Annotated in this window: 15 protein-coding genes; 13 read left to right on the top strand and 2 right to left on the bottom strand. The window is 40.8% G+C overall.

Going from position 1 to position 20,439, the window contains the following annotated elements:
• Positions 1 to 85 precede the first annotated feature (85 nt).
• Positions 86 to 997, bottom strand: a complete 912-nt coding sequence (locus PBAT_RS13590; protein WP_068650459.1) for an ATP-dependent DNA ligase — start codon at positions 995 to 997, stop codon at positions 86 to 88.
• Between the two features lie 193 nt (positions 998 to 1,190).
• On the opposite strand from PBAT_RS13590, the gene PBAT_RS13585 reads away from it, so the two are divergent.
• The 8 genes from PBAT_RS13585 (at position 1,191) to PBAT_RS13550 (ending at position 8,019) form a co-directional block, all read left to right on the top strand.
• Positions 1,191 to 1,835 (top strand): SGNH/GDSL hydrolase family protein, encoded by a 645-nt coding sequence (locus tag PBAT_RS13585; protein WP_068650457.1) that lies wholly within the window; start codon positions 1,191 to 1,193, stop codon positions 1,833 to 1,835.
• A gap of 158 nt (positions 1,836 to 1,993) precedes the next feature.
• Entirely contained in the window at positions 1,994 to 3,022 is a 1,029-nt protein-coding gene (locus PBAT_RS13580) for a LacI family DNA-binding transcriptional regulator (RefSeq protein ID WP_246168194.1), read from the top strand.
• Positions 3,023 to 3,024: 2 nt separating this feature from the next.
• Positions 3,025 to 4,188 (top strand): Gfo/Idh/MocA family protein, encoded by a 1,164-nt coding sequence (locus tag PBAT_RS13575; protein ID WP_068650453.1) that lies wholly within the window; start codon positions 3,025 to 3,027, stop codon positions 4,186 to 4,188.
• 25 nt (positions 4,189 to 4,213) lie between these two features.
• Positions 4,214 to 4,951 (top strand): ThuA domain-containing protein, encoded by a 738-nt coding sequence (locus PBAT_RS13570; RefSeq protein WP_068650451.1) that lies wholly within the window; start codon positions 4,214 to 4,216, stop codon positions 4,949 to 4,951.
• A gap of 24 nt (positions 4,952 to 4,975) precedes the next feature.
• Positions 4,976 to 6,082: a Gfo/Idh/MocA family protein gene (locus tag PBAT_RS13565; RefSeq protein ID WP_068650449.1), complete on the top strand. Its 1,107-nt coding sequence runs from the start codon at positions 4,976 to 4,978 to the stop codon at positions 6,080 to 6,082.
• 218 nt (positions 6,083 to 6,300) lie between these two features.
• Complete coding sequence (locus PBAT_RS13560; RefSeq protein WP_068650446.1) at positions 6,301 to 6,522, top strand: hypothetical protein; 222 nt, start codon at positions 6,301 to 6,303, stop codon at positions 6,520 to 6,522.
• Complete coding sequence (locus PBAT_RS13555) at positions 6,503 to 7,342, top strand: sensor histidine kinase (RefSeq protein ID WP_068650445.1); 840 nt, start codon at positions 6,503 to 6,505, stop codon at positions 7,340 to 7,342. Before PBAT_RS13560 ends, PBAT_RS13555 begins: the two co-directional genes overlap by 20 nt.
• Positions 7,339 to 8,019: a response regulator gene (locus PBAT_RS13550; RefSeq protein ID WP_068650444.1), complete on the top strand. Its 681-nt coding sequence runs from the start codon at positions 7,339 to 7,341 to the stop codon at positions 8,017 to 8,019. Before PBAT_RS13555 ends, PBAT_RS13550 begins: the two co-directional genes overlap by 4 nt.
• A 45-nt stretch (positions 8,020 to 8,064) precedes the next feature.
• Here PBAT_RS13550 and PBAT_RS13545 read toward each other — a convergent pair whose 3' ends face one another.
• A complete protein-coding gene (locus PBAT_RS13545; RefSeq protein WP_068650443.1) occupies positions 8,065 to 9,429 on the bottom strand; it encodes a TrkH family potassium uptake protein in 1,365 nt (454 codons plus the stop codon).
• Positions 9,430 to 9,567: 138 nt separating this feature from the next.
• Between PBAT_RS13545 and PBAT_RS13540 the strand changes: the two genes are divergently transcribed.
• From PBAT_RS13540 to PBAT_RS13520, 5 genes are all read left to right on the top strand, one after another.
• The gene (locus PBAT_RS13540) at positions 9,568 to 10,131 is read left to right on the top strand and encodes a GNAT family N-acetyltransferase (protein ID WP_068650442.1); all 564 of its coding nucleotides are present in this window, start codon (positions 9,568 to 9,570) and stop codon (positions 10,129 to 10,131) included.
• Between the two features lie 49 nt (positions 10,132 to 10,180).
• Positions 10,181 to 11,980, top strand: coding sequence for an oligoendopeptidase F (pepF, locus tag PBAT_RS13535; RefSeq protein ID WP_068650714.1), 1,800 nt, complete (start codon positions 10,181 to 10,183; stop codon positions 11,978 to 11,980).
• A gap of 96 nt (positions 11,981 to 12,076) precedes the next feature.
• Complete coding sequence (locus PBAT_RS13530) at positions 12,077 to 13,696, top strand: S-layer homology domain-containing protein (RefSeq protein ID WP_246168195.1); 1,620 nt, start codon at positions 12,077 to 12,079, stop codon at positions 13,694 to 13,696.
• 33 nt (positions 13,697 to 13,729) lie between these two features.
• Positions 13,730 to 14,626 carry a DMT family transporter gene (locus PBAT_RS13525; protein ID WP_068650441.1) on the top strand — a complete coding sequence of 299 codons (897 nt, stop codon included), beginning with the start codon at positions 13,730 to 13,732 and terminating at the stop codon, positions 14,624 to 14,626.
• A 167-nt stretch (positions 14,627 to 14,793) separates the two neighbouring features.
• The gene (locus PBAT_RS13520; RefSeq protein WP_068650440.1) at positions 14,794 to 20,253 is read left to right on the top strand and encodes a HAMP domain-containing protein; all 5,460 of its coding nucleotides are present in this window, start codon (positions 14,794 to 14,796) and stop codon (positions 20,251 to 20,253) included.
• Positions 20,254 to 20,439 lie beyond the last annotated feature (186 nt).

Here is a 20,439-nt window from a genome sequence, read left to right as displayed (position 1 = left end):
GACAAGCTATAATCTCACTATGATTGTTGTGAGGTTCTAGCTTGTTTTTGATATGAATATGTATAGCCGTTAAAGTAAATGACTCTCATTTAAGTTTAGGTAAGTTTTCAATAGAAATGAGTTTGGGATGTCTGAGTTGACCCGCCGCGGTGATCTCAAGCCCCGTAACATGTGCTTTAATTGAAAGGTTTAACCAATGAATGGTTGTTCTCCTCAATCCTTCTGGCAAGACATCGAAATAATCTTGTTGCTGAGCACTAGCCGGTAGCAATGCTAATTGTTGCTTTAATGAATGAGTAAGGCCTGAAGAAATTCTGCCGAAATAGTGACCTTCTTTACTCATAGCTAGACTGGATACGACGCCATCTTTGATGAGAACACCTACAATATCCACTTCCATCTGAACAGAAGTCTTACACTTCAGCCAGTCGTGGTGATGTTTACCTTCACGATAAGGACTAGAACGCTTCTTGGCGACGACACCTTCTAATTGTTGATCAACCACCCAATGCCATAAGACCTCACCATCATGAAATATATCTGTTGTATAGAGTGGATGTTTCCAACTTTTAGAGATCCCTTTCAATCTTTGATGCCGTTCTTCGAATGGATGTTTCCTGAAGTCCTGTTCTCCATATTGTAATAGATCAAATACCATGTAACTGACAGGTTCGCGTTCAGCTACACTCTTAATTAGCTTAGTGTCACGCATTCTTCCACGCTTCTGTAATAGTTGAAAGCTAGGTTTGCCCGTAGATGGATCTAAAAGAATGGCTTCTCCATCTAAAGTATAATTCCCTTTCAATGCGGAAAGTGCTTCTATTAACTCAGGGAAAACGGTATTTAAGGATAACATCTTTTTGGAGTAAAGATTAACTTTTCCACCTTCAATATTCGCTATGACTCGGTAACCGTCCCACTTCAGTTGATAGATCCATTCATCCCCAACGGGTAGGGATGGTTGAAGAATAGGTGACATTGGCGTAAATGGAATCATACACGTATTCCTCACTTTCAATTTGTGCTATCATTCTTTTGATATCAAGTTATTAACGGAAGCCCGCATCTATAAACAAGGGAATACAAACAAAAGAATGAAAATCACTTTCTACGAAAAAATGAGATGAAATTTCACACTTATTCTGATATGTTTCTAATATTAATTATCTTACCTAAATAGGAGAGATCTTATGTTTGAAAAAAATGCAACGATTTGTTTCCAAGGAGATTCAATTACCGATGGAGGACGTGGGCGTGATGGAGATCTTAATCATGCCATGGGACATGGATATGCTTATCTAATTGCAAGCCGAGTAGGGTATGAACAACCAGAGCAACAGTATAATTTCCAGAATAAAGGGATTAGTGGGAATCGGATTGTTGATTTGTACGCACGTTGGCAAGAGGATACATTAAATCTTAAACCAGACGTGTTAAGTATTCTTATTGGCGTAAATGATGTCGGAATGGAGTTCTCTCAAGCATGCGGTGTATCTGCGGCTAAGTATGAGAAGGTATATGCGTCTATAATAGAGGAGACTAAATCACAGTTCCCTAATATTAAAATTGTTATTTGTGAGCCGTTTATACTGCCTGTGGGATATGTCAAAGATAATTGGAAGCAATGGTACCAAGAAGTTTCTCAGAGACAAGAAGCGGCGAAGAGAATTTCTGAAATCTATGGTACCATTTATGTTCCCCTACAGGAGTCCTTTAATGACGCTTGTCGTCAAGCAGATGAATCGTATTGGATATGGGATGGTGTGCATCCAACGCCAGCAGGACACGCACTGATTGCAAATCAATGGCTAGACGTCGTGATGAATAGGAAATAGCTATACCTGCGATTAGGTCGCCTGCGAATGCTTGCGGACGGCCTTTTCGCAGGTATAGTAATAGGTAAGACGTATTGACATAGGGATCTTATCATGAGAAAATGTACGCGCGTACATAAAGACGGACTGGAGGGCTTATTATCGTATCCCGTAAGGAAGTGGCTAATCTAGCCAAGGTATCTGAGGCAACCGTATCCAGAGTACTTAATAACGTTGGATCTATGAAGGAAGAGACTAGGCAAAGAGTAATCGATGCAGCTAAAGTACTAAATTATGCTCCCAGCGCATTGGCAAGAAATTTCGCTACAAGTAAAAGCGGGAGTATAGGAGTTATTCTTCCTTATTTACCTAAAGTCAATATGTTTTCCACCTACTTTTTCTCAGAAATATTAAGTGGAATTGGCAGTATGTCACGTGAGTTCGGGTATGATCTATTGCTCTTATTTAGACCCATGGATGACGTGTTGAATTATTATTCTCAATTATTTCATACACATAAGGTGGATGCGCTTATCGTATTAGGCTCTAAAGAAGATCCTATAGAGTTAGAAGCATTACGACGGTTAAAAGAAGAGGGTAGACATTTCTGTTTAATCAATCAACATTATGATGGAGAAGGTTTCAGCGAAGTAGATGCGACGCATGAGAAGGGAAGTTATGAAGCGGTTACTCACCTTATTCAGCAAGGGTATAAAGACATCGCTTTTATCAATGGACCAGATGAATACTCCAATAGTCGTGAACGCTCCGCAGGATATCGTAGAGCTCTACATGATCATGGGTTAGAGGTTAATGAGTCATTATTATTCAGAGGTAACTTCGGTCGCAAAAGCGGTCACGCCGTGGCACCGTTAGTCTATGCTAGGTTGAATGAAGTCGATGCGTTATTCGCATCAAACGATCGTATGGCTATCGGTCTACAACAGGGATTGAGAGAAATCGGAATCCCATGGAATCAACTTCCGGCTATGATAGGCTTCGATGATTCGGATATAGCTGAGTTAACGACACCGTCCCTTAGTAGCGTTAAGGTACCTTTCTTCCACATGGGAGAGCTTGCTGCAGAGAATCTGTTAAGCCGTCTGAGACAATCATCACTCGGCTTGCAAGATCATTTCCAAATTCAACTACCGACAGAACTTATGATAAGAGAATCATCATTGCGAACTGAATCGAAGGAGGAATAGAAATGAAGGAGTTCCGTATTGGTATGGTAGGTTACAAATTTATGGGTAAGGCTCATAGTAATGCATATCGTGCACTCCCGATGTTTTTTCCGAATTCTAAGATAAAACCGAGAATGTCAGTCATCTGTGGACGTGATGAAGCTGGCGTTACACAGGCGGCTAAGCAATTTGGCTGGGCAGAGGTTGAGACAGATTGGCGAAAGTTGGTCGAGCGTGAAGATATCGATCTTATTGATATCAATGCACCAAGCAATGTTCACAAGGAAATTGCATTGGCTGCAGCACGTGCGGGTAAACATATTTTTTGTGAGAAGCCACTGGCATTAACGCTTGCGGATTCTCGTGAAATGTTAGCTGCTGCTGAGAAGGCTGGAATTAAACATATGATCGGTTTTAATTATCGATTCACTCCAGCGATTCAGTTAGCCAAGAAGCTAGTTGAAAGTGGAAGGTTAGGTGAACTCTATCATTTCCGGGCATGGTTTCTGCAGGATTGGATTATAGATCCGACATTTCCGCTAGTATGGCGACTTCAGAAGGAGATTGCAGGTTCAGGTTCGCATGGTGATCTGGGCGCTCATCTAATTGACCTCGCTCATTATTTAGTTGGTGATATGAAAGAGGTTATAGGGATGAGCGAGACTTTCATTCGTGAACGTCCACTAGCTAGTGAAATGACGGGGTTAACTGCGAAAGGAAGTAGTGATGCATCGAAGGGGAAAGTTACAGTTGATGATGCTACTCTATTCTTGAGTCGATTTGTAAGCGGTACCATGGGTGTCTTTGAATCAACTCGTCTTGCTGCGGGACATCGGAGTACGAATTCTTTTGAAATTAATGGGAGTAAGGGAAGCGTTAAATTTGATTTCGAACGGATGAATGAACTGGAAGTTTATTTCACGGATGATGAGGAAGATGTGCAAGGTTTCCGCCGGGTACTCGCAACTGATCCTGCTCATGCGTATTCAGAAGCTTGGTGGCCCACAGGCCATACGATCGGATTTGAACATACATTTACGCATGAAATGTTGGAACTTATGAATGCCATTGATGAAGGAAGACAACCTTCTCCTAATTTTTACGATGGCGTGAAATGTCAAGCGGTGCTAGAGGCAGTTGAACGTTCAGTAGAAGAGCGGCGTTGGGTGTCCATTTCTGAAATGTAAACTAAAAGATTAGGAGTGTTCTTATATGAAGAAGGCGTTAATTGTATGGGGTGGATGGGATGGGCATGAACCTGAACAAGTGGCTCAACTATTTAAGGTTATTCTAGAAAAAGAACAATTTGATGTAGAGGTATCAGATACGCTAGAAGCGTATTCTGACCTAGAGAAACTTCTAAGCTTGGATTTAATTGTGCCCGTCTGGACGATGGGTGAAATTAGAAATGAGCTTGCAGATAATGTGTTAGCAGCGGTGGAAAAAGGGGTTGGAATCGCGGGTTGCCATGGAGGGATGTGCGATTCTTTCCGGACTAACGTGAATTGGCAGTTCATGACCGGAGGACAGTGGGTATCTCATCCAGGGAACGATGGGGTAGAATATACCGTTCATATGAAATATAGTTCGGGCTTGTTACTGGAAGGAATAGAGGATTTCGAAGTCAAGAGTGAACAGTATTATCTTCATGTCGATCCGGCTGTAGAAGTTCTAGCATCAACGATATTCCCAGTAGCTACAGGACCACATTCGACGAATGGAACCGTTGAGATGCCTGTTGTTTGGACGAAGCGTTGGGGGAATGGCAGAGTATTCTACAATTCGTTAGGTCATCATGCAGATATTATTGAGATGCCAGAAGTGACAGAGATCATGCGTCGTGGGTTCCTATGGGCTGCAGAGGGTAAGTTAACAGCTGAACAAAACAATGGTGACTCAGAAACAGATCAAGCTAGCTCATACACAGGAATGGCAGACAGTAACTATTAAGGATTATAGGGGGGGATTTATAGAATGGATAAAATAACGGTTGGAATTATTGGTTGTGGGAAAATTAGCAGTATCTATATGGAGAACTGCAAGAAATTTAAGGTAATCGATTTAGTTGCATGTGCAGATATAGATATAGAACGGGCTCGGGAGAAAGCCGTAGAATTTGATATACCAAAAGCTTATTCCCCCGAAGAGTTATTGGCTGATCCAGATATTCAATTGGTTATTAATCTAACGATTCCTGCGGCTCATGCTTCAGTATGTCTGCAAGCGCTTAGGGAAGGCAAGCATGTGTACGTGGAGAAACCGCTTGCTGTTACGCGTGAAGAAGGTCAACAGGTATTACAAGTAGCGAAAGAAAAAGGGCTCCGTGTTGGATGCGCACCAGAAACATTCTATGGCGCGGGAATCCAAACGGCTCTACAATTGTTGAACGATGGTGTGATCGGGCGACCGATTGCAGCAACGGCATTTATGATGAGTAGTGGTCACGAAGGATGGCATCCTGATCCTGAGTTTTACTATCAAGCGGGCGGTGGACCGATGTTTGATATGGGACCTTATTATTTGACAGCACTTATTCAATTATTGGGTCCAATTAAACGAATCACAGGGATTACTGGAAAAGCACTGGATGAAAGAATCATCACAAGTGAGAAGAAGAAAGGTCAAGTCATTCCAGTCGAGATTCCAACACATGTGGCTGGCATGATGGAATTCGAAGAAGGAGCCATAGGAACGCTTATTATGAGCTTTGATATCTTTGGAGGAAGTAGTCTGCCACCGATTGAGATCTATGGTACGAAGGGTACTCTTCAAGTGCCTGATCCTAATAGTTTCAGTGGACAAGTGAAATATCGCCTAACTGGACAATCAGAATGGATCGAACAGCCACTATTATATGGTTATGAAGAGAATACAAGAGGTATAGCCGCAGCTGATATGGCCTACGCAATCCAAAGCGGACGCCCACATCGAGCTAGTGGTGAACTAGCATACCATGTTCTGGAGGCCATGTGGGCTTTCCATGGTGCGTCGGATGATTCGAAACATTATGAGATGCATAGTACATGTTCTAGACCAAACCCCATGCATAAAGATCTCGAACCTTATACATTGGAGGAATAATGCTTATTGGACTCATTGGATTATTCTTATAAAACTTACCATGAACATGATTCAATACAATAGAATAACTTTCGTTCGAACAACCTCATAACGGTTAGTATTCTGTTACGGGGTTGTTAAGATGGGAACAACTATATCTAAATAAAAGCCGAAAGAGATGAATTCTGATTACTTCTCAGATATAATGAATGGATGCTCATAGAGGAGAGTAACGATAGGTGATTGTAATTTCTGCGATGTTTGTAGCAGGTTCTCAGTTTATTCGAGCCTTGAGTGCATCAGTTATCTCCTCAATTGTCGGTGGAATGAATGATTATATTGGTTTTACAAATACGTCTATTATGGGTGCCTATGTTCTATTATTTATTATCTTTGCCTTTACCTTACGGACCCATAAAGTGAATCTTACAGGAGGATACAATGTCGTACAAACAGATTAAATGGATGATCCTCTTTCTACCTACGGTAACAGTTGGGTTATGGGAATATTTACGTCATAGTGCTTTACTTCATTACATATCGATGGATTTGGGGAATTTTCTAAGCCCTGTCATTGTCTTTCTCACGAGTCTGACCTTATTGATGCCTCTATTTCGGATGCTTGAACATAACCAAGAGGAGTTAAACCGTGAACGTTCGGAGAAGGCAGCACTTGAGGCGAGAGAACTGTTATCAAGAGAACTTCATGATGGGATAGCTCAATCACTGTTCTTATTGTCTGTGCAGATCGACCGTGTGGATACGAAGACAATCACACCTCAAGAGCAAGGAGAAATTCAAGAAATACGAAAGACGGTTCATGAAGTCAATCGGTATGCTCGTCAGGCTATCTCGAATTTGCGTTATCCAGCAACGACAGAAATGCATGAATTTGAAGACTCCATGAAAGCTAGAATTATGGATATTGCGGATGAGACGTTAACGATCCAACCTTTCATAGAATGGACGATTCCTGATCATTGCCTTGATTCTAGACAAAAAATTGAGATGTTAGCCTGTATCCGTGAATCCCTTCTTAATATAGCCAAACATGCACAAGCAACTGTTATTTCAATTCGTGGGATTGGTACGGATCAGTCGTGGCAGGTTCGAATTCAAGATAACGGAATTGGAATGATGGATGACCTTGATTACTACAAAGATCGATATGGCTTACGTATTATGATGGAAAGAGCACAGGATCTTGGGTGGCAGGTATCTTTACCGAATGTATCACATGGAGCCGTAGTTGAGATTAGAATGGAGGCAACAACACCGTGAGTTCATATCGCGTTCTAATCGTTGATGATTCCCAACATGCTAGGGAAGCTATGATTACTATATTGAATGGTGATGAGGATTATGAAGTCATAGGGATTGTGTCTAGTGGAGAAGAAGCGATCGCTGCAACGGAGCACTTGATGCCCGATCTTATCTTGATGGATATTGAAATGCAAGGCATGGGAGGTCTTGAGGCTACTCGAATCATTAAATTACAATATCCTTATGTCAAAATAGTGATGATTACGGTATCGGATGATATCGCACATTTGTTTGAGGCACTTAAGCAAGGGGCACAAGGGTATTTGTTGAAGAACTTATCCCCAAGTACATGGCTCGCGTATCTACATGCGATCATGAGAGACGACGCTCCCCTGAGCCGTGAACTTGCATATCAGATACTGAAAGAATTTCCGATTTCTGCAGTGAATGATGATCAAATTCCGTTAACCACAAGAGAGAGAGAAATATTAACATGGGTTGCATCAGGCATGACGAATAAAGAGATTGCAACACAACTAGGAATTTCGGATCAGACGGTAAAGAACCATTTAAAGAACATCCTACACAAACTTCATCTTGAGAATCGTGTGCAATTAACCCGTTATGCCATGGAAAAAGGATTAGTTAACCTTAACCGTAAAGCCGGACTATTTCCTAAACGTAAGCGCACTTAAAAAGAGCTTCACTTATCCTTCAAAGGATCAGCGAAGCTCTTTATTTTATCCGATTGTTATTTTACCTTCTGGATATCGGAATGATTCTTTCTGAGGTTTAGGGCTTAATGCATAAGCTAATGTTAAAGGACCAAGTCGGCCTAGGAACATCAGGAATGTAATCGCAATTTTCCCTACAGTTGAAAGCTCCTGAGTTAGTCCCATAGAGAGGCCGGTCGTTCCGAAAGCTGAAGTTGCCTCGAATAGAATAGTCAGAAATTGACGATCTTCTGTAACGGATAATACCATGGTAAAGGCGATGACAAGTAAAAAAGATAACAGTGTAAGTGTAATGGCTTTGTAGACAACTTCCTTCGAAATTCGGTTGCGGAAGAATACGACATCATCTTTTCCTCGAGCCATGGTATACATGGCACCTATGAGAATAGCAAAGGTAGTCACTTTGATCCCTCCACCTGTTGAACCAGGTGCTGCACCGATGAACATCCATATGATCATGAAGAACTGAGTAGATTGACGTAACATAGGGATATCGAGTGTCGTGATCCCGCCTGAACGTGTAGTGACCGATTGTAAGGTGGAAGCCATTATTTTGTCTGTAGGATTAAGACCTTGTAACGTATGTTCATTTGAGTATTCGAAAATAAATATAATGATGGATCCAATCACAACCAGCGCCAATGATACGGATAGAACGACTTTGCTATGCAGCGAAAGTTTTCTCGATTTGCGAAATCCTAGTAAATCGGAAATAACGATAAAACCAATGCCTCCGAGAAAGATAAGTAACATAATTACAATGCTTACATAAGGGTCATTTACATATTGATTGAAGCTACTGAAAGGACCGTGCATGCTCCCAAAGATATCTAGACCAACGTTTGTAAATGAAGAGACACTATGGAATAACCCATAATACATAGCTTGTCCGACAGGCATGTCTAAAGAAAAGCGAATGGAAAGTAGGAATGCTCCAACCAATTCGATGGTAAGAGAATAGAAAATGACTTTGCGCATGAGGCGTACAATGCCCTCCATACTTCCATGATTCATAGCTTGTTGAAGAATAAGGCGCTCTTTAACAGATATACGTTTGTTAAACACCAAGGCAATCAACGTAGCCATGGTTGTAAAACCCAGTCCGCCTATTTGACAAAGGCTTAATATTACTAATTCCCCAAAAGTGGATAACTCTGTACCCGGATCTATGACAGCAAGACCTGTGACACAAGTTGCTGAGGTTGCCATAAATAAGGCATTCATAAATGATAAGGGTAATCCTGTAGATGAAGCTATGGGTAACGCTAGCAGAATAGTCCCTATTAGAATGATAATTGCGAAGCCGATCACTAATATCTTTGGTGGTGTTAATAAGAAGCGATACACTTTATTTCTCTTCGATAAATTCATTTCATTGCTCACTTTCTAAAATGTCATTCTTTCCATTATAGTGTACCCAAGATTGATAAAACAGTCCTCGACTCCCATTATTTCTTATCGTAAGTTATAATTTTGATATCAACATAGATAACTTTGGAGGGATACATCATGATAAGACACGCTAAGAAAGAAGATTCAACTAAGGTTTCAAGATTACTTTATGATGCTATACATGATATTGCGCACCAATTAACGGGACAAGAGAGTGAAGCTGACGCCATTGAAGTTCTGGAGAGATTTTTCGTTCAAGAAGAGGGCCGTTTAAGTTATCATCAAATGTTAGTCAAAGAAGTGAATAGTGAGGTAGCAGGTGTTGTTGTATCATATGCTGGGTCGGATGCAATAGCATTGGACAAACCGATTATTGATTACTTACGTAACTTGAAGAATGACCCGAATATTGTGCTAGACAAGGAAGCTGATGAGGATGAATATTATATAGATACCCTTTCTGTATCTCCGGCATATGGAAGAAGAGGAATAGGCAAGGAACTTATGTTAGCCGTAGAGAATGAAGCGAGAGATCGAAATTTCGCTCGAATTGCATTGGCTGTAGATATTGATAACGCGGGCGCATATGCTTTGTATCAGAGATCAGGATATATCGTGGATAAAGAAATTTCGATTAATGATCACATGTATTATCATATGGTGAAGACGATATCGCTCTAACGTATATTTAGTACTACCGATAATGTTTGTATGAGAGGGGCATGAGATGATGGGCAAGATTATGAAGCGTTCAGAAGTGCTTAAAGAAACGACATGGAATTTAGATGATATTTTTACAAGTGTCGAGGCTTGGGATATAGAACTGAAATCCATTCGCGAGGACGTAGAGTCTGTAACACAATATAAAGGGCGATTAATTGAAGGCTCAGAAACGTTGTTAGCATGTCTTAATGCCCGAGAGGAATTACAGAGGAGAGTCTCTCGGGCCGCTACATTTGCACATTTACGTCAGACAGAGGATGGAACAAATCCAGATCATCTCGTAAACTCGGCGAAATCGGGAGATATGGTCTCGAATATCGCTTCTCAGTTGTCTTTTATCAATTCTGAGATCATTGCATTACCTGATGGCACGGTAGAACGGTTTTTAGAAGAGAATGCTGGATTATCAGATTACCGAAGAAGTATTCATCTGTTGCTCAAGACGAAATCTCATCGACTGAGTTCAGAAACCGAGAGCGTGCTTGCATCGATGAGTGAGGTCTTCAACGCACCTTATCGTGTTTATCTGCGGGCGAAGTTATCTGATATGACATTTGAAAATGCAACGGATGAGGGTGGAAACTCTTTGCCAGTCTCCTTTCCTTTATACGAGAACACCTATGAACAGTCACCAGATACGACACTTCGTCGCTCTGGATTTGCTTCTTTCAGTCGTTCACTTCGTACATATCAGAATACGTTCGCTGAAGCTTACGCAACGGAAGTGAAGAAGCAGGTTATCATATCTCGTCTTCGTGGATATGAGTCTGTAACTGAAATGCTTCTACAGCCACAACAAGTGACTACTCAAATGTATAATCAGGTCATGGATACGATTCTAGAACAATTGGCACCACATATGCGTCGCTTTGCCAATCTAAAGAAACGTGAATTAGGGCTTGATCATATGTACTTTGCTGATCTAAAGGCACCACTTGATCCTGAATTCAGTCCGAGTACGACCTATTCTGAAGCATGTCAGTTGATCCAAGATGCCCTTGGCATTCTCGGATCGGAATATGGTGAGATTGTGAATTCGGCGTTCAATGAGAGATGGGTAGATTATGCGAATAACGCAGGTAAGTCAACGGGGGCTTTCTGTTCTTCTGCCTATGGTGAACACTCTTACATCCTGATGACTTGGGCAGATAATATGCGCGGGGCATTCACATTAGCGCATGAAGTAGGGCATGCTGGTCATCTGATGCTTGCAGCTAGGAACCAGCGCTTAACGAATGCGAGACCATCGATGTATTTTATCGAAGCGCCATCGACATTGAACGAACTTCTGCTTGCTGAACATTTAATGGCTAATTCTGATGATAATCGTATGAAACGGTGGGTCATTCTGCAACTTCTGAACACGTACTATCATAACTTTGTGACACATCTTCTTGAAGGTGAACTCCAGCGTCGTGTCTATCGTTTAGCGATGAATGATGAGCCTATTACAGCTAGGGTCCTTTCAGAGTTAAAAGGAGAAATACTCACATCATTCTGGGGTGAGGCCGTGGAAATTGAAGAAGATGCTAAATTGACATGGATGCGTCAGCCACATTATTATATGGGGCTGTATCCGTACACGTATGCTGCAGGATTAAGCGCTTCTACAGCGGTTGTACAGATTATCCGTGAAGAGGGGCAACCAGCGATTGATCGGTGGTTGGAGGTACTCGAAGCCGGCGGGAGCATGACTCCGCTTGAGCTCATGAAGTTAGCGGGTGTAGATATGTCAGACGAGAATCCAATTATTTCTGCGGTGAACTATGTGGGTTCATTGATAGATCAACTTGAATCTCTCTATTAACGGTCAAACCTTCCATTATTTGATTATAAAAGCCTTCGCTTTAATTTGATAGGATAGACTAGCACGCTATTCTATTAAAAAAGTGAGGCTTTTCTCTTGAACAAAAATGGTATACATAACGTTATCTTTAAGATTAGTACGGTTTTGATATTATTGATATCTATCAGCATCTCTTCAATATCTTCGGCATTTGCAGCTAATGTAAGTAACAAACTTCCTTTCGACGACATTACGAATAGTTATGCTCAGAAGGAAATTGTTAGATTAGCTGGACTGAATATTCTTAATGGTACGAGCCCCCGAACCTTTTCCCCTCAGAAACCTGTAACAAGGGCTGAATTTATAGTTATGATCAATAGATTGTTACAATTGGAACCAGTAGATATCGCTATTGCTGCGTTTACTGATGTTCGTAAGAACGATTGGTATTATGGGTGGATACAAGCGGGGCTGAACTTAGGTATTGTCGATGGGGTCCGTCCGGGGATATTCGAACCTCAGAAGCAGATTAGTCGTCAAGAAGTTGCTGCGCTGATTGTTAGAGCTGCGAAGATGAAGTCTGGGTCCACCTCAAGCAGTCTTCCATTTGTTGATTCTAACAAGGTTGCTTCGTGGGCTGTCCCATATGTTTATGCGATTCACAAGAATTCCATTATGTCAGGGGAAGGGAATAAATTCCGTCCAAACGACGCTATGACTAGGCAAGAAACAGCAGTCGTACTATCTCGAATCCTTGATACTGCATTCGGAGTTTCGGTTAGTAAGAATCAACAAACCACTGTTATTCAAATGGGATGGCAATATGATAGCACAACAACGCAATTTATCAATCAAATTAAATCTTCTAAGATTAACACTTTGGTGCCTAGATGGTTCTACCTAGAGAATAACGGTGTGGTATCGGATAATTCCAACAAAGAGTTGATGACTTTCGCATCACAATATAACAAGAAGATATGGGCTATGCTTGGGAATCGTTCGAATTCCGAACTGACCCATACGATATTATCTAGTTCAATAACGCGAAATAAAGTGATCCAACAATTAACTAGTTATGTTCAAAAATATAAGCTGGCTGGCATTAATGTCGATTTTGAAGGTGTGAATCCAGTTGATCGTGACAATCTAACAGCCTTTATCTCAACGTTATCCAATGAATTACACAAGATAGGTGCTGTGCTATCTATTGATGTATCTCCCGATTTAGGGACAGATTGGACGGAGGGGTTCGATTATGCGAAGCTCGGGAAATCTGCAGATTATGTTGTTCTGATGAGTTATGATGAGCATTGGTCAACATCTCCAAAAGCCGGGTCTGTATCTTCACTGCCATGGGTTGAGAAGGCTTTGAACAAATTGATCCTTTCTGTACCTTCTAAAAAAGTGATTATGGCTCTTCCATTCTATACGCGTGATTGGGCTTATACTCCAAAGGGAGTCACTTCAGAAGAATTATCGTTATTGCTACAGAATCAACGGATTAGAGCCGTGAACGCTAAGATCTCATGGAACGATACTACAGGAAATTATGTAGCTACGTATTCAAAATTAGGGATAAAACATAACATTTGGGCTGAAGACAGTCGCTCACTTTCGATTAAAGCTCATATGGCTGCAAATAAAGGTATTGCGGGATATGGGTATTGGTACATGGGAGCTGAAAGCCTTGATATTTGGGCTGCGATAAGGAATGTTGTTAAGTATTCAGCCTACTAAATGATTGTTACACAAACACGAGAGGAATCTACAATGAAGAAATCATCAGCACCTGTTCCTATCATCATACCGCTTCTTATCGGAGTTATTGCAGTGTCCTTTTCTGCAATTTTCGTGAAATGGTCTAGCGCACCTGCGTCGATTCAAGGGATGTATAGACTTCTATTTGCAGTATTAATTATGCTACCATTCGGAATTCGAAGAATATCTGAATTGCGTAAGGTTTCTTATAAGAATTGGCTGCTTCTAGGTGCATCTGGATTTTTTCTTGCGTTACATTTTTTATTATGGATGGGTTCGTTAAAATATACGACGGTTTCGAGTTCGACGATTATCTTGGCACTTGAGCCCGTATTTATTTGGTGCGGAGCTTATTTTATATTCAAAGAAAGAATATCCACATTTGCAAAGGTAGGCATGCTGATTGCTGTTGCTGGTGCTGCCTTGATTGGGTGGGGAGATGTAGGTATTTCAAGTACGAATCTATATGGGGATTTAATGTCCTTCCTAGGAACTATTGCGGTTGCTGTTCATATGTTAATCGGTCAAAAATTAATGTCACAAGTATCGGCCTACGTATACAACTTGGTGGTATTTACATCAGCAGTCGTCGTGTTTGCCCTCTATAATGTGATGATGGGCATATCCTTTACGAATTATAATGATCAGGAGTGGGGTATATTCCTACTATTAGCAATCGTTCCAACGGTGTTCGGACATATGTTGTTTAATTGGTTACTTCAGTACATATCTGCAACGACCGTTTCAATGAGTATCCTAGGAGAACCGATTGGCGCGAGCTTGCTTGCCTTCTTATTATTGAACGAGACCATGAGTTGGATACAAATCAGTGGAGGTCTAATGGCTATTGCAGGCATGATTCTCTTCATGCGAGTCACGAGTAGGAACAATAAACTAGAAATTCAATGATCCCTTACTGGGGTCATTTTTCTTATGTTTTAGGTTTATATGATTTCGTTTATTACTAGAATGACAAAATTTGCATCGCGATGTAAAATATAAATAGGAAAATAGGATACACTGGTTTCATATATAGAAATCAGCTAAGCATGTATTGTGGGTGGGGGGACAGAACAATGTCGAATAAGGATTCATTTGATGAACAGACGAATGAACAATTCAATACAAGCGAGTTATTACAAGCATTAAATGCATTTAAGCAGGGAGACTTCTCTTATAGAATTCCAGTAGACCTAGTTGGTGTGGAAGGGAAAGTCGCAGAATCATTTAATGAAATCATGGAAATGCAAGAAAACATGGTTATTGAGATCCAAGCAGTAGCCAAAGTGGTAGGAAAAGAAGGCAATCTATCGAGACGATTCTCGCATAATAATACAGGTGAATCATGGACTGTTGCTGTTGAGGCTCTGAATGGCATGGTTACTGATCTTATTCAGCCTACCAGTGAAATGGTCCGTGTTATAAACGCAGTTGCTGAGGGAGATCTCTCTCAGACCGTTGAGCTGGAATTCGAAGGACGTCCTCTTACAGGGGAATTCAGGAAATCTGCTAATAACATTAATATGATGGTTAATCAACTAAGTAAATTTGCTTCCGAAGTAACAAGAGTAGCGCGTGAAGTAGGTACCGAAGGGAATTTGGGTGGACAAGCTGATGTTGAAGGCGTATCCGGAACATGGAAGAATCTAACGGATAGTGTGAATAATATGGCTACAAATCTGACAGATCAAGTCCGAAATATCGCAGTTGTAACGACAGCGGTTGCTAATGGTGACCTGTCTAAGAAGATAACAGCAGATGTTCAAGGTGAAATTCTGGAATTAAAGATCACAATCAATACGATGGTGGATCAATTATCCATGTTTGCTTCGGAAGTGACACGTATGGCACGTGATGTAGGTACCGAAGGTATATTAGGTGGACAAGCAGAAGTAAGTGGTGTTGCTGGGACTTGGCGTGATTTGACAGAGAGCGTAAATTACATGGCGAGTAACTTGACTAACCAAGTGCGGAATATAGCTGAAGTGACAACAGCCGTTGCCAAAGGGGATTTATCTAAGACGATCACAGTGGATGCAAAAGGTGAAATTCTAGAGCTCAAGAGCACGATTAACACCATGGTGAATCAGCTTAGTAATTTTGCATCTGAAGTTACACGAGTTGCCAGAGAAGTATCAACGGAAGGCAAACTTGGAGGACATGCTGATGTTAAAGATGTATCAGGTACGTGGAAGGATTTAACCGATAATGTTAATTTCATGGCGGGTACACTCACAGATCAGGTTCGCAACATTGCCGAGGTTACCACAGCAGTAGCTAAAGGTGATCTGTCCAAGCAAATTACGGTCAATGCGAAGGGTGAAATCCTTGAACTGAAGAATACGATCAATACGATGGTGGATCAATTATCTACTTTTGCCTCGGAAGTAACACGTGTTGCACGAGAGGTTGGAACACTTGGGATGTTAGGTGGACAAGCGAAGGTTAAGGGAGTTGCAGGAACGTGGCGTGATCTGACGGAAAGCGTGAATTACATGGCGTCCAATCTAACAGATCAAGTTCGGAATATTGCAGTCGTAACCACAGCAGTAGCGAATGGTGATTTATCTAAGAAAATTACAGCAGATGTTCAAGGTGAGATCCTTGAACTGAAGAACACCATTAACACGATGGTAGATCAATTGTCTACGTTTGCTTCCGAAGTTACACGTGTATCACAAGAAGTTGGAACAGAAGGTAAGTTGGGTGGACAAGCGCAAGTGAAGGGCGTAGGTGGCACCTGGAAGGACTTAACGGAAGGTGTTAACAGTATGGCCCGGAATCTAACAGATCAAGTGCGTAATATTGCTGAGGTAACGACGTCAGTAGCCAAAGGCGACTTGTCTAAAAAGATCACTGTAGATGTTAAGGGTGAAATGTTAGAACTGAAGAATACCATGAACACGATGTTGGATCAGCTGAGTAACTTTGCCTCGGAAGTTACACGTGTTGCACGTGAAGTAGGAACCGAAGGTAAGCTTGGAGCTCAAGCAGAAGTGAAAGACGTGTCTGGAACATGGAAAGACTTGACGGATACTGTTAACTATATGGCTAGTAATTTGACGATACAAATGCGTAATATTGCAGGGGTCACAACAGCCGTTGCAAATGGTGATTTATCTAAGAAAATAACGGTAGACGTTAAGGGAGAATTGCTTGAGCTGAAGAATACGATCAATACGATGGTCGATCAGTTGAATTCTTTCGCTTCAGAAGTTACACGTGTGGCTCGTGAGGTTGGTACCGATGGTAAGTTAGGTGGTCAATCACAGGTTCGAGGTGTGGGTGGAATATGGAAGGATCTTACCGATAACGTTAATATAATGGCGACCAACCTTACAGATCAAGTTCGTGGAATTGCGAAGGTTGTAACCGCTGTCGCAAAAGGTAATCTACAGCAGAAGCTGAACGTAGAGGCAAAGGGTGAAATTGCTGAACTGACAGATACGATTAATAATATGATTGATACGCTTGCTACTTTCGCAGATCAGGTAACAACAGTAGCTAGGGAAGTAGGGGCTGAAGGGAAGCTGGGAGGTCAAGCAAGTGTACCTGGGGCAGCGGGAACGTGGCGTGATTTGACAGATAACGTTAACTACATGGCGAGTACCTTAACGACACAAGTACGTGCCATTACAAATGTTGCTACTGCTGTTACGAAGGGCGACTTATCTCGAACGATAGATGTTGCCGCAGCGGGTGAAGTTGCTGCATTGAAGGATAATGTGAATGAGATGATTCGAAATCTCAAAGAAACAACCCGGATTAATACCGATCAAGATTGGCTTAAGACGAATCTTGCTAAATTCTCTCGATTGTTACAGGGGCAGAGAGATCTGTATGCTGTATGTCGTATGATTCTTTCTGAATTAGCGCCACTGGTATCGATGCAGCATGGTGTCATCTATATCAACGAGGTCGTTAGTGATGAGCCGGTACTATCCTTGTTTGCTAGTTATGCTTACCAACAACGTAAACATCTCTCCAATTCATTCCGAGCTGGTGAAGGATTAGTAGGACAATGTTTAATTGAGAAGCAACGAATTCTGTTAACCAATGTCCCAAGTGATTATGTCATGATTTCATCTGGACTGGGTGAGGCAACACCTCTTAACATTGTGTTGCTTCCGATTATATTTGAAGATCAAGTGCTTGCTGTATTAGAACTTGCTTCATTCCGTGCTTTTGGGGAAATTGATTTAGCCTTCCTTGATCAACTTACGGAATCAATAGGAATTGTAATTAATACAATGCAAGCCAATCAACGTACAGAAGAACTTCTCATTCAATCACAGTCATTAACAGAAAAGCTACAGAAGCAACAGATGGAGCTGCAAAATACGAATGAAGAACTTGAAGATAAAGCCAAGTTATTAGTGATTCAGAAAGCAGAAGTCGAGAGTAAGAATAATGAAGTTGAAATTGCTAAAAGTTTCTTGGAAGAAAAAGCAGAGCAGCTGGCATTGACCTCCAGATATAAATCTGAATTTTTGGCCAATATGTCTCATGAACTTCGGACACCGCTTAATTCATTACTCCTGCTCGCTGAACAACTTGCTGAGAATCCAGAGGCTAATCTATCCAATAATCAAGTGAAATTTGCCAAAACGATTCAAGATTCTGGGTTTGATCTTCTTAATCTGATCAATGATATTCTGGATCTATCCAAGATTGAATCAGGTACGATATCACCAGATTATACAGAGATTAAATTATTAGATTTAGTTGATGCGTTAGATCGGACTTTCCGTCATATGGTTGATGATAGTAAGCTTGAATTTAAAATAAAGACAGATAATAATGTACCTACAACGCTAGTTACGGATTCAAAGAGACTACAACAAGTTCTGAAGAATCTATTATCCAATGCGTTTAAGTTCACAGATGTGGGACAAGTCATGCTTCATATCAGAAGAGCAACGGATGGATGGAATTTGGCTAATACCATACTGAACAATGCTTCAATGGTATTATGTTTCTCTGTGAGTGATACAGGAGTAGGGATTCCAGAAGATAAACAACGTATCATATTTGAGGCATTCCAACAAGCCGATGGAAGTACGAATCGTGTCTATGGCGGTACAGGACTTGGGCTAGCTATCTCTCGTGAGATTGCTGCTATGCTTGGTGGAGAAATTACATTATATAGTGTTGTAGATAAAGGGAGTTTCTTTAATCTCTTCTTGCCCATGGATACCGAGTATCAGGAGATTGAAGTGGAGACTAAATATGTACCTGAAGTCATCGACGTTACACCACCAGAGCGCAAATATTCAGATAGCAGGAAACGAGACAACGATTTCGTTGATGATCGTGACCTGATCGAACCTGGTGATCGTGTGTTTTTAATTATTGAGGATGATCTTAAGTTTAATGAAATTTTATTAGATCTTCTGCATAAAAGAAATATTAAAGCCATCATTACAACTAAGGGATCAAATGCATTAGAATTGGCTCGAAAATATAAACCAGTAGCTATTACACTGGATCTTCGTTTGAAAGATACCGATGGTTGGCTAGTCATTGAACATTTGAAAAACGATCTGAATGTACGTCATATTCCCGTTTGTGTGATAAGTGTTGAGGAAGATGAAATTCAATTGATGCAAAAGGGCGTATATGATTATATTTGCAAACCGATCAATAATGAAGAGCTTGAGAATACGTTGGATAACCTGAATCGATATGCAGATCAGATGAACCATAATCTTCTTATAGTCAATAGCGATACTGAAACTAGTCAACAATGGAAAGAAGTAATCGATAATAAAGATGTGCAAATGACAGATATTGATACTGCGCGTAAAGCATTGGATTATTTGAAAATAAATGATGTCGATTGTCTATTAGTGGATAATGATTTGAAGGATATGGATGTTCTTCAATTCATCCGTGAAATTCAAAAGAATCCAAAAAATAAGTATTTGAGAATGGTATTATATCGAACAAAGAAATGGACTCATGAAGAAGAACACGAACTTGAAGAATTGAAAAAAGTAGCTGTTATTCGTGAAGTGAAATCTCCTATTCAAATGATGGACGAGACTAGTGTATTTCTACATCGTAAGTCTGAGAATCTATCTGAAGGCTCACGGGAAGCGATGATCAAGCTTCATCAATCTGATGAGATGATTAAATACAAAAAGGTACTTGTAGTGGATGATGATATTCGCAATATTTTTGCCCTCACGACTATTCTTGAACGTCATAATATGATGGTTATTTCCGCAGAAAATGGATATGAAGCGATAACTCTCATTGAGCAATCATCAAATATAGACATTATTCTGATGGATATCATGATGCCAATTATGGATGGATACGAAACGATACGTGCTATTCGTGAGAAACCAGAGTTTCAGAAATTACCAATTATTGCATTGACTGCAAAGGCGATGGCTGGTGATCGTGAGGAATGTTTGGAGGCAGGTGCCTCAGATTATATTACTAAACCTGTAAATAGTGCACATTTATTATCAATGATTCGTAGTTGGCTGGATACAGCAGTTGAAGAGGAACCAATTGAAATTGATTAATCACGTGAAAAGAGTCTGAGGAATCGGACTCTTTTCACGTTTATTGTAGGTAACTTAGTGTAATTACCACAATAAAAAGATAATGAAGTGCTTATTGTTATGCATTTTTTCGGTGAGCCTTTTGTATGCTATACGAAGATGGTGTATAATCTTGTTGTTTGGACTTAATTTCATTTCACCAACTCG

It is taken from the genome of Paenibacillus antarcticus (genome assembly GCF_001637225.1).
Lineage (GTDB): Bacteria > Bacillota > Bacilli > Paenibacillales > Paenibacillaceae > Paenibacillus_AQ > Paenibacillus_AQ antarcticus.
Note: the sequence above shows the minus strand (reverse complement) of the source record. Positions and strands in the feature narration are given on the sequence as shown.